This is a genomic window from Faecalicatena contorta, assembly GCF_001404335.1.
Classification (GTDB): domain Bacteria; phylum Bacillota; class Clostridia; order Lachnospirales; family Lachnospiraceae; genus Faecalicatena; species Faecalicatena contortus_B.
Genome location: NZ_CYZU01000027.1, coordinates 56,221 through 71,574, shown reverse-complemented (window position 1 = coordinate 71,574; position 15,354 = coordinate 56,221). Strand labels below are relative to the sequence as shown.

The 15,354-nt window shown below is 44.1% G+C and carries 11 protein-coding genes and 1 CRISPR repeat array; of the genes, 7 read left to right on the top strand and 4 right to left on the bottom strand.

The features are described from left to right. Positions 1–97: 97 nt before the first annotated feature. A CRISPR array of direct repeats spans positions 98–528; the repeat unit is 32 nt; unit sequence GTCACTCCCTGCGTGGGAGTGTGGATTGAAAT. A 488-nt stretch (positions 529–1,016) separates the two neighbouring features. Next, on the top strand, positions 1,017–1,625 hold the full coding sequence (locus ARB69_RS14370; protein ID WP_055153857.1) for a KpsF/GutQ family sugar-phosphate isomerase: 609 nt from the start codon (positions 1,017–1,019) through the stop codon (positions 1,623–1,625). Positions 1,626–1,882: 257 nt separating this feature from the next. Then, positions 1,883–3,193, top strand: coding sequence for a hypothetical protein (locus ARB69_RS14365; protein ID WP_055153855.1), 1,311 nt, complete (start codon positions 1,883–1,885; stop codon positions 3,191–3,193). 117 nt (positions 3,194–3,310) lie between these two features. Here the strand turns inward: ARB69_RS14365 and ARB69_RS14360 are convergent, their stop codons facing one another. Then, the gene (locus ARB69_RS14360) at positions 3,311–4,207 is read right to left on the bottom strand and encodes a response regulator (protein WP_050641446.1); all 897 of its coding nucleotides are present in this window, start codon (positions 4,205–4,207) and stop codon (positions 3,311–3,313) included. Positions 4,208–4,382: 175 nt separating this feature from the next. On the opposite strand from ARB69_RS14360, the gene ARB69_RS14355 reads away from it, so the two are divergent. Beyond that, positions 4,383–4,577 (top strand): helix-turn-helix transcriptional regulator, encoded by a 195-nt coding sequence (locus ARB69_RS14355; protein ID WP_330377684.1) that lies wholly within the window; start codon positions 4,383–4,385, stop codon positions 4,575–4,577. A gap of 100 nt (positions 4,578–4,677) precedes the next feature. Here the strand turns inward: ARB69_RS14355 and ARB69_RS14350 are convergent, their stop codons facing one another. Further along, positions 4,678–6,633 (bottom strand): ATP-binding protein, encoded by a 1,956-nt coding sequence (locus tag ARB69_RS14350; protein ID WP_055153853.1) that lies wholly within the window; start codon positions 6,631–6,633, stop codon positions 4,678–4,680. A gap of 25 nt (positions 6,634–6,658) precedes the next feature. After that, on the bottom strand, positions 6,659–7,381 hold the full coding sequence (locus ARB69_RS14345) for a LuxR C-terminal-related transcriptional regulator (RefSeq protein ID WP_050641443.1): 723 nt from the start codon (positions 7,379–7,381) through the stop codon (positions 6,659–6,661). 438 nt (positions 7,382–7,819) lie between these two features. Here ARB69_RS14345 and ARB69_RS14340 point away from each other — a divergent pair, with 438 nt between their 5' ends. The 4 genes from ARB69_RS14340 (at position 7,820) to ARB69_RS14320 (ending at position 14,020) form a co-directional block, all read left to right on the top strand. Beyond that, the gene (locus ARB69_RS14340; protein WP_055153851.1) at positions 7,820–10,462 is read left to right on the top strand and encodes an indoleacetate decarboxylase; all 2,643 of its coding nucleotides are present in this window, start codon (positions 7,820–7,822) and stop codon (positions 10,460–10,462) included. A 97-nt stretch (positions 10,463–10,559) separates the two neighbouring features. Next, complete coding sequence (locus ARB69_RS14335) at positions 10,560–11,873, top strand: MFS transporter (protein WP_242843871.1); 1,314 nt, start codon at positions 10,560–10,562, stop codon at positions 11,871–11,873. A gap of 214 nt (positions 11,874–12,087) precedes the next feature. Continuing rightward, the gene (locus tag ARB69_RS14330; protein WP_242857606.1) at positions 12,088–13,047 is read left to right on the top strand and encodes an indoleacetate decarboxylase activase; all 960 of its coding nucleotides are present in this window, start codon (positions 12,088–12,090) and stop codon (positions 13,045–13,047) included. 265 nt (positions 13,048–13,312) lie between these two features. Continuing rightward, entirely contained in the window at positions 13,313–14,020 is a 708-nt protein-coding gene (locus ARB69_RS14320) for a FadR/GntR family transcriptional regulator (RefSeq protein ID WP_050641440.1), read from the top strand. Between the two features lie 172 nt (positions 14,021–14,192). Here ARB69_RS14320 and ARB69_RS14315 read toward each other — a convergent pair whose 3' ends face one another. Continuing rightward, a complete protein-coding gene (locus ARB69_RS14315; protein ID WP_055153847.1) occupies positions 14,193–15,305 on the bottom strand; it encodes a uroporphyrinogen decarboxylase family protein in 1,113 nt (370 codons plus the stop codon). Between the last annotated feature and the right edge of the window lie 49 nt (positions 15,306–15,354).

Sequence of the window (15,354 nt, the reverse complement as noted above, 5' to 3'; positions counted from 1 at the left end):
TTAAAAAACTTGTAGTTTTCTGGAGTTATTATCTCATAGATAGATAAAACTAGCACGGTACTAGTGATTTACCGTATACGTCTATACGGTTCCGGGCGTCACTCCCTGCGTGGGAGTGTGGATTGAAATCCCCAGAGGTTGGCCACATACTGGCTGATCTCCAGTCACTCCCTGCGTGGGAGTGTGGATTGAAATTGACACTTTTGAATCTGTGTAATTATTGGCAGAATGTCACTCCCTGCGTGGGAGTGTGGATTGAAATGATATCTATTTTCAAAGAGAATGAAAACGCCAGTGTCACTCCCTGCGTGGGAGTGTGGATTGAAATTATGTTCTCTGATATTTCCGCTAATGGCTTGGTCACGTCACTCCCTGCGTGGGAGTGTGGATTGAAATATCATATACCAGAGCGTATATATCATTATGAGTTGTCACTCCCTGCGTGGGAGTGTGGATTGAAATTGTGCTGCTGCATTCCCGTCATAGTCGGTAGCATGTCACTCCCTGCATGGGAGCGCAGTTTGCAATAAAGACCACCACATTTATCCCTTTTTCAAATATGTCACTCCCTGTATCAGAACGTGAAACGAAATTTTCAATGTAAAGGGATCTGCATGAAACAGGACTATATAAGAAGCATTTTATTTAATTAGGGCAGTCTTAACAAAAAGAACCGTTTTTTCACTAATGTTCTAATTTAATTAGCGATATTATATATAGATCAATAGATCCTGACATAATGTGTAATAGCAGAGAAATAGACTATTGGATTGAAGATTATAGGAGTAAAGCATTTGAGTGTAATATGCTTACGTTAGAGTATCAGAGTTTTGTTTGTAAAACTATTTGAAAAATAAACAAGAATAGTATACGTAAACGTTCAATAGTGGATGCGTCCAATAAAGAAACTGCTCATAAGGATGGCTACACCCAGTTTTTTATTAAAAGCAAGTGATGCGTCAATAATTGTCAGGCATCATTATATAAATGAAAATAAATTAAGCAGGAGGGCCGTTTTGAAAGAAAGATTAAAACAAGTAATGGCAGCAGAGGCGCATGTCATACAAAAGATGGCGGAGGAGATTGATTACGATGTCTTATGCCGGATTGCAGAGATATTTTGTCATGTGAAGGAAAACAGTAAGAAAGTAATTTTAGCAGGATGCGGGACTGCAGGTATGGCCGCAAAAAGAATTTCCCATACACTCTGTGTAGTTGAAATTCCGTCTTTTTTTCTGTCACCCGCAGATTCCGTTCATGGCGGAATGGGGGCAATGCAGAAAGGTGATGTGCTGGTATTGATTAGTAAGAGCGGTAATACCAAGGAAATTTTAAACTATATCCCGGCAGCAAAGCAAAAGGGACTGACTATCATTGCTGTTACAGAAAATGCAGACTCCAAATTGGGAAAAAATGCAGATATTACATTAAAAATTGCAGTGGAAAGAGAACCAGATAAATGGGGAATTATTTCCTCCGCCAGTACACTTGCCTTTATCTCGGCATTTGATGCCATCGCCTTCTCGGTAATGGAAAAGACGGGCTATACAAAGGAGGAATTCTATCTGATTCATACAGGGGGCGGTGCGGGCGACATACTTCGCAACGAAGGGCTGCAAAGTTAATGAGGGAAAAGTGATATAGATGTGGAAAAAATGTAGAGCAGCTATATAAAACAAAGCCTGCCACAGCCATAACTGCAAATAGGGCATTTGATACGAAGTTGATCTTCGTTTTTATTGAAGTTGTAGTCCAGTATGATTGCTGTTTGTATTGCCGGTTTTATCGCCGATTTTATTAAAAAAAGAGTAGCCATTTTTTTGCATTTTTGGTATAATTATAAATTAACGGGAGAAATAGTTACAAAGGGGAGTACAACTGAATGAAAGAAAAATTAATTAAGGGGTTTCTTGCGCTTGCCGCCCTCCTTACTTTTTCTGGTATGGAATGTAAGGCGGAGATTGCAGGGGACGATGCATTTTCCAATCTTGCCTGGGAGCAGGTATTTGAGGAGAATCTGATTGGGTCTGTGGGAGTGGTCCAGTCTATTTGTGCTACGGATGATTATATCATCTGTATTGAGAACACGGGAGAGAATCAGGATCCGGATGTCGTGTCGGCTTATTATAAGAATAAAGTGGACAAGGATGGCAACCCGGTGGAACAGTATTCACTGGCAAAACGGGTAAACGACATGAACTGGGAGCATGGCAATGGAATGGCCTACAACCCGGGTAAGAATGAGATTTATGTTGCATTGTATACTAATATTGATCCCGAGAACAGGGGATGCCTTTATGTAATGGATCCGGATACACTTGGATATAAGGGCAAGATAAAGATCAGTGACAATTATAATATCCTTGGGATCGATTATAAAGAGGATACGGATCAGTATATCATCCAGACGAATGTGGATGACGGATATAGTTTTAAGATTCTGAATTCGGAGTTTCAGGTTGTGGACGAGCTGGGAAGTTTCCCGGAATCTGCTAAGGGCTATAATTTTCAGGATCTGGCCGTGTGCGGCGATTACATTTTTAATTTCCCGCTGACACTTGATTGGGGAACCGGCGATTTTCTGCACGTTTATTCCATATCAAGAAGAACGATGGTAACTGCGCCGCAGCTGGATTTTCGTTTTGATAATATTACACACGATGAGCCTGAATCTTTGTGCGAGATCGAACCAGGCGTATTTCTTGCTGCGGTCAATGTTACGAACACTGCCGGTGAGAGAAAGATACGGTTTTACAAGACGGAGATGCCCTACTATTTTCAGGTTACTGTTAAGGGCGAAAACGGAACGGTCAGCGAGAGCGGTAAGGTTTTGAGAGGGGAAAGTTTCCCCGTTACCTACCAGGCAGAGGAGGGGTATGAATTATCCTCACTCCTGGTCAATGGAGTGGAAGAGGATATTGCAAAATATCAGGATGGGTATTCACTCACCGATATACGAGAAGATTGTGAGATCCAGGTCTCTTTTACAAAGATTCAGCCGGCAGCAGTGCCAAAGGAAAATTCCGGCGGTACCCACATAAGGATACCGGCACCGGCTGCAGCAGGTTCCGCGGCTGGGGCATGCATGGTTATCGGATTTGTTTTTTTTCTTTTCCATATCCGTATGGAGAGGAAGAGAAAGTTATCCTATGCCAGAGAACTGCGCAGACAGATTATATTGGATATGGCTTAATAAGTGTTTGATCATTCGTGATACACGTCTGATGGACATGGTATATACCCGTAAAACGGGCAGAACCTTCAGGAATGAGGGTTCTGCCCGTTTTGCTTTTACAGGTTAAAACAGGATTTACTGCGTCAACTGAAGCAGCAGATCCAGTTCCTTTTGAGGCCACAGTCCAAGACCGCCTTCGTGGCGCAGAATATGATGCACCTCATCCAGTGAAGCATTTCCAGACTTCATTAAGTATTCAAAACGAGTACATACAATTGCAATGTTAAGCAGTGTTGCAGATGGTTCGGAAAGGTTCTTGGGAAAGGCCGTATCTTTCAGATTACTGTGATGACAGAGAATAATCGTATGTATATCTTCCGGCAGGAATTTTTCTGCGATTTCAGCGCCCAGTATATTATGTCTGTCGCTGTCATTTCCCAGATCGGTTATCTCACCGGGAAGCGATAAGTATCCGATATCTCTCAGAAGAACCGCATAATGCAGGGTCAGCAGATCTTTAGTTGAGAGCCCCAGCGTTATGCCAAGACGTTTTGTAAAGTAGGCACACCGCAGATTACTGATCTGGATATCGGGTTTACGCTGTGAAAGGGCACATAAAAATCCCTGCGTAATCTTTTCGAAAGAGATCATGTTCATCTTATCCTCCTGCATGAGCAGTACGGCTTTGATCTTGGTCAGAAGTTCGATGCGTTTGAAGGGCTTGCTCAGGAAATCAATGGCTCCGGCTTCAAGTGCGCGGATTCTATGCTGGTCTTCATTCAGAGCGGTCAATATGATGACCGGAAGTTCTCTGCACTGTGGCAGACATCGCAGACGCTCGCATACCTGATAACCATTAAGAGTGGGGAGCATAATATCCACAATTGCCAGATCTGGTTTTTCTTTCTCTGCGAGGCTGATCGCTTCCAGGCCATCCGTCGCAACTACGGCGGTATATCCGTACTTTTCTAAGATATCTGTCATTAGCATCTGACTGGCTATGTCATCTTCGACAACTAATATTTTAGACATATAAGTCCTCCTTCATAACTTCCATAAATAAAAACGAGCAATTCTGACCTTTAACACAATTATGAGTGTAATATGTGTTAAAGTCAAGAAAAATTCTGATTATTAACACATTCTGTGGGTGATGAAAATTTACATGTACAGGGGAAAGAAAAATTTGTGCGGTGAAAGAATTCGAATGGCACGATTAAAAAGGCGGATTACACAAAGCAACTTAGCTGCCAGGGTTCAGCTCGAGGGGATCACACTGGAAAGAGACAGCATAAGCCGCATAGAGAAAGGAACACGGTTTGTAACAGATTATGAGCTGAAAACATTTTCAAAGGTTCTTGGGGTAAGCATGGAATGGCTGACCACGGAAGATGCGCTGTAGTGAATATACTGCAGCGCTTTTTCTTATCTTATAAGGAAGTCTGCCTATAAGATAAGAAAAAACTTCCGCGAGTATTTCAAAAGATGGCATGTATGAATTTTTAGGACTCTGCAGGACTGTTATTCTCAGGTATAGATGGACAGACAGGCAGCACAACTTGGACAACCAGCCCATTGGGGGGATTATCTTCCAGCCAGATTTTACCCATATGCATCTCAACAAGACTCCTGCATATGGCCAGCCCCAGGCCCACACCTTGATAATTGCGGGTAAAACTTGAATTTACCTGCTCAAATGGATAAAAAACTTTTTCTTTAAATTCGTCTTCTATTCCAATACCATGATCAATTACGCTGATCGAGTAGATGGTTTCATTAACGGGGCGGAACCGAATGCAGATTTCTTTATTTTCTGGAGTGAATTTGATCGCATTTGATAACATATTTAACAGCAGCTGACGGATCTTTTGTATATCCCACATGGCTGTGAGGCCGGTATCCTCCGATTTTATATCGATTACAAGCTGCTGGTCCTTGCTCTGGATTAATGGCATGACTGATACGGAAACGCTTTCTATGATGTCAGCCACATTTACCTCTTCCAGGGAAAGGGTCTCAACATGTCTGTCCAGTTTAACAAAATGTAATATATCGTCTATTAATGCGAGCAGATGATTGCCGCTGTCCAGTATAACAAATATGTACTGTTTCTGCTTTTCGTTGAGCTCCCCAAATAATTCGTCATGAAGAATAGAGGCGAAACCGATGATGGAGTTGAGCGGTGTTCTAAGCTCATGGGACATATTGGCAAGAAACGCGGATTTGCACTTGTTAGCTTCTTTTAACTCGTCAATCGTATGTATAAGATACTCAGTCCGTTCCAGAACACGTTTTTCAAGAATCAAATTTTCCGCAATTAATTTTTGGGACATCGTGAGCAGGTCATCCGTAAGTTCCTGAATCTCTATTGGAACAAACCAGTTATCCCAGGAGATATTTTCCGGGGGTGTGCTGTCTTTGGCAATCGAGCGTGAGAATCTCTGCAGCTTATGCAGGGGAGCTGTAATACGGCCGCAGAGAACGCGGAGGACAAAAGCTGCAATGAGGATTAACAGCAGGGTTATTATGCTGATAAACAGCAGATCACCGTAACCAAGATCGGCAAACAGGTAAGTAGGTGCGCCGACCCCGATATTCCCGATTACTTCATTTTTTATGTTATACAGCGGATCGGCCACAATGATTCCATATCCATTCCTTTCATCCATTAGGATCTTTCCCTGCCAGCGTTTCCCTGCATTTGTTGTTTCGTAGAGTTCACTGTTCTGAAAGGAGCCTTCCAGGTAAGAAAAGTCATCGATATCGATATTGGAACAGATTCGAAGCCCTTTTTCTGCGCTGACAGACAAGTATGTACCGGGGACTGCGGAAGTATAATTGTGTGCCAGGGTATTATTGTTATTAATAAGGAAGCCGCCGACAATGGCTCCGTGCAGCCTTGTTCCATCATAGAGCGGAAAGAGGACCAGGTGCAGCATTGCCGGGATGTTTTCTGTATTAGCATTTAGCCGAACGCTTTGCCTGAAGGAAGGAGAAGCCTGATTGACAGACTCTGCCGATAGTATCTCCGTTGTATGTATGGGGGCAGTATCGTTTTCAAAAAATTGAAGCAGATAATCCAGTTCCCATTCTGTACCTGTCTGGTGGTCCGCACTGCACAGAATTCTGCCATGTTCATCTACTACAAGGTAATAACCGGGTTCCTGCTTATCTGCGAGCTTAAGGAGTTCATCTAAGGCCTGATAGTCTTTGCCGGCAATCAGTGCATTCAGGTCATTGTAATTGCAGATTCCGGCTAAGGTCTGCTCAATGGCTGTCTCGTGGATAAGCATCTGGTCTTTGGCTACGCTGAGGGCCACATCCAGGCGGGACAGGACTCCTTTATTGGCTGTCTTATAATTATGGTAAGCGATGATACTGCCAAGAGTTCCGAGTGTCAGGACAAGGATAAATAAAAATGCTATATAGATGTAGAATGCAATCGGTTTTTTCCTCATAATACCTCTCTTTCCGACAGGGCAGCTAATTCAGCATTTCGTAAACTGCGAGCTGTGTTCGGTTACTGAGACTCAGTTTTTTTAGAATGTTGCTAATATGTGCTTTTACCGTATGCTCACTGATCTGCAGATGGCCCGCGATCTGCTGGTTAGACATACCGATACTTACAAGATGGATAATTTCCTGTTCCCGGGAAGTCAGTTCACTGAGAGCTTCTTTATTAATCTTGATTTTGTCCTTTTTGTGGAATGTCAGTGCCAGGTCGTTGGAAGACATCAGGGAGAATATGATATCAAAACCGGACACGATCAGATTGGAAAGCTCGTAGAAATCGGTGGTTTCCGGATCGGAAGAGAAGGATTCGATATCATGAAATGAAGTAAAAAGTGCTTCCGTATTCTGATGCTGCGGCTGTGTAATGATAATGTAAAAATTTGCGTTATCCGTATCGGAGATGTCCAGTGGAAGACCCAGAGGGGCAATCGCATAAAAACACTGATAAGGACAGGTGGTAACGGTTAATGCTTCGGGAGGCCGCTGTGTCAGCCGTTTGGAAAAAACTTGACATACGCTGTCGGTATCCGTGAGTTTACTGTTGCAGAAAGGGATCTGGTTGGAGGGAATTGTGACAGGCTGGTTATCCACATTGTAAATGGTGATCGACACCTGAAAGTATTTGGAATACATATCCTGCAGCTGTTGTATTTTTGCCAGGGCGTATGCAAAACTTGTCTGTTTGGGTGTCATTGGGAGTCCTCCTCTTTCAAAATGAGTCGTTTACGGGATCTTCAGAGTAAAAGCAATCCGTAATGCTTGCCTGTGCTGTTTCATGTCTTTAATCCGGAAAATTCAGGGGTTCAGGAAAAACATTACGTCTTTGGATCAATACTCCATCAATCATACAATACCATAGATACGGTTAAAAAAAAATTAGAAATAAGTATTAGATTGGGCTAAATCTAATACTTTTGACCAGATACAGGAGGGGAATAGCACATTATAGCTATATAGAGAAAAAGCATAGATAAATAAGACTATTTGTGGAAGTTATCAGAAAAAAATAGGTAAATATCCTAATTTTCAAATATATTATTTTGAATTATACTGAAAATATAGATTATCGCATAGAAAGAATCCGGACTTTCGAGTGAAAAAAAGAGAAAATAAGAGGAGGTATTACAAAGTATGGAAAAAACAAAATCTCGCGTTCTTGAAATGCTGGAAACGGGGAAAACGGTAGCATGGCCGCCTACAGCAAATGCAGATAGGGAATTGACGGACTTTGTCCAAAAAGAAGTGGTAGGAAAGCCGTCTACTGATCGTACACAGAGGCTGTTCGACCATTTTCTGAATTCAAAATGCCGTTTTGACGGACAGATGCCATTGTTATATACCGAAGCGTGGAAAAAGTATGACGGCATGCCGCTGTATATCCGCAGAGGTCTTTCATATAAGTATATGATTGAGAATATGGACGCTACCGTAAAAGAAGACGAAGTAATCGTTGGCTCAAAGACACGTTTTACGCGTGGTGCAACGATGTATCCTCAGTTCTCTACAAAATTTATGATTGATTTCCTGAATATGGCGGAAGATGAGGAAGCAAAACTCTTTTCTGTGAGCGGTGATGATGAGGCTCACAATATCAAAGAAGAGGGCTGGATCAAACTGGGTCAGTTGTTCTCTATCCGTGAAGAAGAAGTAGCGCCGATGAAAGAGTGCCTCGAGTATTGGAGCACACGTTCTATAGAAGATGTATCTGAGAAAGTAATGGAAGAATCCTTCCCATATTATAAAGATTTGAAACTGGCACAGAAAGTGGGGATATTCCCTGGCTCCGGTCTTGCATCCGGATGTGACGGACGCTGGACACCGGCATATGACATTATCGTTGAGCGCGGCCTGGAAGATGTGATTGCTGAATGTAAGCGTCATCTGGAAGAAGAACAGCCGATCAAAAAAGAGGGAGCAGAGAAAATCTATTTCTGGCAGGCTTGTATTTATACTTGTGAGGCAATCATTACATGGGCAAAACATTATGCCGAGGACGCACGCCGCCAGGCGGAGACTGCAGCTGAGCCCCGTAAGAGCGAGCTGCTTCTGATGGCGGAAGGTCTTGAATGGGCTCCGGCCAAACCGGCCCGTACATTTAGAGAAGGGCTGCAGGCTGCATGGCTCGGACATCTGATGGTTTGGAACGATTCCATTTCTCTTGGACTGTCACCGGCTCACTGGGGGAAGCTATTATATCCGTTATATGCGGCAGATCTTGAAGCAGGACGCATCACAAAAGAAGAGGCTCTTGAGCTTTGGGAAATCATGAGAATTAAGTTCAGTTCGGAAGAATATATCACGCCATCAGCATGGGCTGCTATGGCATCCTCCAATTCCTTCCAGCATATGACGGTAGGCGGACTGGATCCGAAGACTGGACAGTGTATTGATAATGAATTAGAGGATATGATTCTTGAGGCAGGGGTGAATATTCCGACACCGCAGCCGACCCTGGGTATTCTCGTAAGCTCCAAGACTTCGGAACATCTGCTTTTGAAAGCGGCAGAGACAACGAAGGCCGGGTGCGGATATCCCGCATGGTTCAATTATGATATGCAGGTTCAGCACCTTCTCTGGTGCCATGCGGAGGAGAACATTACGCTGGAGGATGCACGAGACGTTAGTATTGCCGGATGTGTTGAGATTGGTATGCAGGGTACCACACATGGCATTAACCATCCTGCATTCTATAATGAAGGAAAAACATTCGAACTGGCATTAAATAATGGGGTTGACCCGAGAACCGGCGAAGTCTGTTTCACAGGCTGTAAACCGATCACCTGTTATCAGGATGTCTGGGATAACTTTATTATGATCCGTGAGCATTATATGAGAGTTTACATGCGTTACTGGGATTTCGTAATCGGTATCTGCCGCGGGATTCATCCGAAGATCGCAGGTTCTGTACTGATGCATGACTGTGTAGCGGTTGGACGTCCGCAGGACGACAATGGATGCCGTTACAATAAGTCAGTCACACTGCTTGATTCCGGAACAGTAAATGTCTGCAATGGTCTTGCGGCAATGAAGAAGCTGATCTGGGATGAAAAGAAATATACATTTGAAGAATTTAAAGAGGCGATTGACAACAATTTTGGTTATAAGGTTGGTGCTGTTGCAGGTAACTTCTCTATGCTTAATCAGGAAATCGAACCTTCATTACACATGAAATATGCGAAGATCCATAAGGATATCCTGGAGGCGCCGAAGTTCGGCAATGATGATGATTATGTAGACAATATCTTTGTAGATCTGTGGCACGACTATGACAGAGTCTGTGCATCAGAGATTACATATCTTGGATATCGTTGGCTGACGGCGGCATTATCTATATCTGCTCATGGGCCTCATGGCAGGGTTACCGGGGCTACGGCAGATGGCCGTCTGTCAGGAGTTACTCTTTGTGATGGTATTCTCTCCGCATCGCCCGGAACAGATACAAACGGGCCGATAGCGCTTCTCAATTCCGGAGTGAAACTGGATCCTACAGAGTATCGCAGTGTTCAGCTCAACATGAAGATTCATCCGAATGCGATCCGCGGGGACGAAGGAAGCCGAAACTTTGTAGACTTTATTAAATCATACTTCAATAATGGCGGCTATCACGTACAGTTCAATATCGTTGACTCGAATATGCTCCGCGATGCCCAGAAGCATCCCGAAAACTACCGTGAACTGATGGTTCGTGTTGCCGGATTCAGTGCTTATTGGTGCGAGCTTGGGAAACCTATTCAGGATGAAGTTATTGCCCGTACGGAATACAATCAGGTATAAACCAGATGATTCATCAGCTAATTTAGATAAGTCTTTCAGCCTGGAGGAGGGGAGTGGTTTCTCCTCCTCTTTAAAATATCGGTGAGGAGGAATGAAAATGAGTGAAAAAAGTGTAAAATTCTCTGGCTGGTCAGTGACGGGGGCGGCATTTGTGATTGTATTGTTCCATATGACAATTCGCGGTTCATTTGCAACGTTAATCAATGGAATGGTTGAAGCAACCGGCTGGTCAACCGCTGCTGTTTCAGCAGGCAGTTCAATCTTCATGGTGATGTACGGGCTCTTTGCTTTTTTCGTTGGGACATATATTGATAAGCTTGGCTGCCGTGTTACCTACACGATGCATGGTATTATCATGGGAGTTGGTTTATTCCTTTGCAGTTTCGCAAAAGAGCCATGGCAGTACTGGTTATTCTACGGTGTAATTGCCGGTATCGGTTCTGGTGCGTTCTGGGCTCCTATTACCTCTATGGTTCGTCAGTGGTTCATGGATAAGTTAGGTCTTGCAATGGGCCTTACAACAGCCGCTGCCGGTGTTGCCATGAGTATCGGGCCTCTTCTGTCCATGATTCTGATTTCAACGGCTTCATGGCAGATCATGATGAGAGTATTCGGTATTGTCCTGATGATAGGTATTACAATTGCGGCACAGTTTACCAAGAGTAAACCAGAGGCCTTTGGCCAGAAACCGCTGGGATATGACAACTTCATGGCAAAGATGGCAAAAGCAGATACCGGCAAGAAAAAAGAAGAGTTCTATGTCCCATTTAAATGGGCAGTAAAACACAAATCTTTCTGGACACTTGCATTGTTATGGTTCTTCTCTAACTTTGCTGAATTTATCGTATTTTCACATTCTATTAACTATGTTACAAGGGACCTTGGTTATGATAAACTTTCTGCAACCTATATATACTGCATCATCGGTCTGATGTTCATTATCTCAGCAGTAGTGGTAGGCGGTTATGTTGATAAACTGACGAAGAAGATGAGTGATCCGGTTAAGGCGCGTAAGAGAGTTCTTACATTCTCCTATGTCGGATGTGCAATTATGGCGCTGTGGCTGAATTATGGAGTCAGGCTTACTGCAAATGGCGGACAAAGTCACTGGGCGTTCCTGGCCTATGCAATTCTCTTCGGTCTTGTATATGGAATGTACATTCCGACAGTAGCAGGCTACGTCGGAGTTATCCTTGGCCGAAAAGAGATGCCGCCTGCTTGGGGGCTTATCTCACTGGTCGGAATGGCAGGCGGAGCAGGCATGGGTCCTTACGTTGCAGGCGCCCTTCGTGATGCGACAGGAAGCTACTTTGTAGCGATCTGGATTTCCGTAATATTCTACCTTGTAGCGTGTGTATTTGTTAATATAGCAAAACAGCCGTCGAGTGAAGAGGTGTGGGGCGATAAGTAGACAATTAGATTCCTGGGATTAGACAGCAGGGGCGGGGAATTCGGATTCCCCGATGCCCCCCCTGCGGCGCGGCTTAGAGCATGATTTTAATAAAAAAGAATACTTAACGTGAATAACCTGCTCAACTTTAGACGCTCTGGTTTATAATTTGAAAATTTTGTACTAAGCTGGTAGAAAGGAGAGCCGTCCGCCGGACTCGAAAGAGGATAGCAGGATGGTATGTATAGATATGGAAAATAAAGATGAGATGAAGGCATTGGTTTTTGATATTCAGAGCTTTTCGACCCATGATGGACCGGGAATCCGAACTAATATTTTCTTTAAGGGATGTCCGCTCACCTGCCTGTGGTGTGCCAATCCGGAGGGGCAGAAGGCAGTACCGCAATTATTCTACACAAAGATGAAATGTGCAGGATGCATGTTCTGCGCAAAAGTATGCCCCCATGATGCAGTTACGGCATATAAGACGCCTGAAGACATCGAAAAATATGGTTTTGTCCGTCATGACAGGGAAAAATGCGATAAATGTAAGACGCATAACTGTGTGGAAATGTGCCTTCAGAATGCTCTGGAGATTACCGGAAAATGGATGACGGTTGATGACATTATGGAAAAGGTACACAGAGACGCTTCTTACTATGCGGGAAAAGGCGGAATTACACTATCCGGAGGGGATCCTCTGATCTATCCCGAATTTGTGACAGAACTTCTGCGGCGCTGCAAGAATGAAGGAATCAATACGGCTCTTGAGTCCGAACTGTGTGTGCCGTGCCGGAACCTGGAACTAGTCATGCCGTATATTGATCTGTATCTGACAGATATTAAAATTATAGACGAGCAGAAACATATAGAGATGACCGGAGTCAGCAATAAGCAGATCCTGGAGAATCTCCGTTTCATCGGGCATACCTGTCCGGAAAAGGCATGTCTCCGCTATCCGATCATACCAGGCTGTACGGACTGTGAGGACAATGTTCATGCAATAGGAAAGTTCTGCAGGGATAATGGCTTCAGCCGGGTGAATATTCTGCCATATCATAAACTGGGCTCGTCGAAACATGAACGGCTGGGAAGTACGTATCTTCTTCCGGATGTGCAGGCGCCGGGGGATGAAGAAATGCGCTGCATTGCGGATATATTGGAATCCTATGCGGTAAAGTGTATTATTAATTGAGTAAAAGGAAAATTCATGGAACCGTTCCTGGTTCTGAACAGAGACAAATTCTTTTCCCTATATGGCAGTGCCGCGGCAATCTACAATGAACCGGCACTGCCCTTTCATTGTCATAAATCTTTTTTGCAGTATCAGGCTTTTCTCCCGTCCTGCCAAACTGATATTTGGCGGGATATACCAAAAGAATTTAAATGAATATGACTTGACTCGGCTCCGATGCTGACTTATAATCAAATAAAAAGCGGTCAGACCGGTAAGGAGCAATATGGATTACAATAGAGAAACAGAAAACAAAAGATTACTATATTCTAAATTGTCAGATAAAATTTATCAATATATAAAAGATGAGAACCTGCGTCCCGGAGACAAACTGCCCGGGGAGCGGAAGCTTGCGGCAGAATGGAAAGTAAGCCGTCCCAGCCTGCGCGAAGCGATCAGGGAGCTGGAGAACCAGGGAATTGTCCATGCGGAAGTGGGAAAAGGGACATTCGTCACAGACTATGTGGAAGGCAGACAATTCAGCATCCACCTGGCTTTAAAGAATTTTCTGGAATTGTTTGAAGTAAAGACGGTATTAGAGCGTTACAGCCTGGAGAAAGCGATTCCCAACATATCAGAAGAGCGCCTGAACCAGCTGGAAGATATGGCTGTCCAAATGAATGCCATAGCGTCCACCGGAATCATGCCCAAAGAGATGGACCATCATTTTCACAGATATATTCTCGAGTGCTACGGTAACCAGGAGATGACCAATCTGGTCTGTAATATGATCGAGATGTACGAGACTTTTGATGATGAATTGTACGGATATTTTGAAGAAAAAGACTTTGATTACTTCCAGATCCTTCTAAAGACGTTCCCTTACCACCTGGAAATGGTTCAGATGATGAAAGAAAGAAACGTGGAAGAAGCACTGAAACGATACGATAAAATAGTGGCACTGGATTTGGAGATTTATAAGCGGATCGAGTAGGGGGAGGGGCGCTGAGCAAAAGGAGACCAGATTCCGGCCGGATCTGTGTATGTTATTTCAGAACCCGCACTGTGTGTTTAGAATCAGTAACAGAAAAAAATAGAGGGCAATATTTGATGCGGTCATCAAATATTGCCCTCTATTTTTTTCTGTTACTGATTCTATAGCACACCTAAACGATATCTTTCACCCGCTCACAGTAGTACTGTACAATTTCCCACTTTGCGTCTTCGGGAATTCTGTGATCCGGACAGGGGATATAGCCCAATTCTTCTGCCATTGGTTTTAGCCTTTGGATTTCTTCGTCGATGGCGGCATAATCAAGGGACAGGAGGTGTTTGCGCATACCGCCGATTCCTTTCACTTGTTTTCCATACTTGGCACGCCAAGGGGATATGCTGGCGTCCCAGGTACCTACTTCGATGGGAAACATGGTGTTGACTCCGTTTTCCAGCCAGGCGGGGAGGAGGGAATCTACCAGGCCGTCACAGTCTACGCTGACGATGCGGATATGATGCGTGTATAAAAGATCTGTGATCTTTTTGTAATAGGGGGCGGTGTATTCTTCAAACATCATGGGAGAGAGCAGGGGGCCGTTTTTGTAGCAGACATCTTCCCAGAAATGTGCATAATCGAACTGCACGCCTGTTTCCAGTGTACGCTTTACGGACTGATAGCAGAGATCGCCCACGGTGCGGAACATTTCCTCCAGCAGCTCTTCGTCATCGGCCATCAGATAACTGAGGCCTACGATTCCAAGATAATCCCGGATCCGGCCGCAGAGGCTGCCGCAGTGGAGACCGATGGGGCGCCCCTTGGCCTGCTCTGTCTTTGCATATTCTAATTCGGCCTGAGAAAATCGCTCCTCTGTGTAGGTGAGCCTGGGAAGATAATGTTTTTCCCAGGAGTCTCTGTCGGTTAAGAGATGGTCTACTTCGGCGGGAATAGATTTTGCACCGGTTCTCTGGAGGACATAGACGCCGTCACAGTTCAGATATTTGTCAAAGCCATTGTCCAGGTGTTCTACTACTTTTTCCTCAAAGAAAGGAAATAATTCCGTCGTGGTTATACGGTTTGCATGCCATCCGAAATCAAACCCCAGCTTTTCGGAGAGAATGGCCTCGGCCTCAAAGGAGTACTCTTCGAGATCCAGTATGTCTTTGCTGACATGTCCCTCCCGGACCCATTTTTCAACGACCTCCGGCGTAAATCCAAAGTGTACAGCGGGCATGCGGTCCGGTTTTTCATAATTCATAATTGCGTGCAGACGTTCACGGTTGTTCATAATGACCTCCTATAAAATAATTGATTTATGCACTATCATTTTATATAAT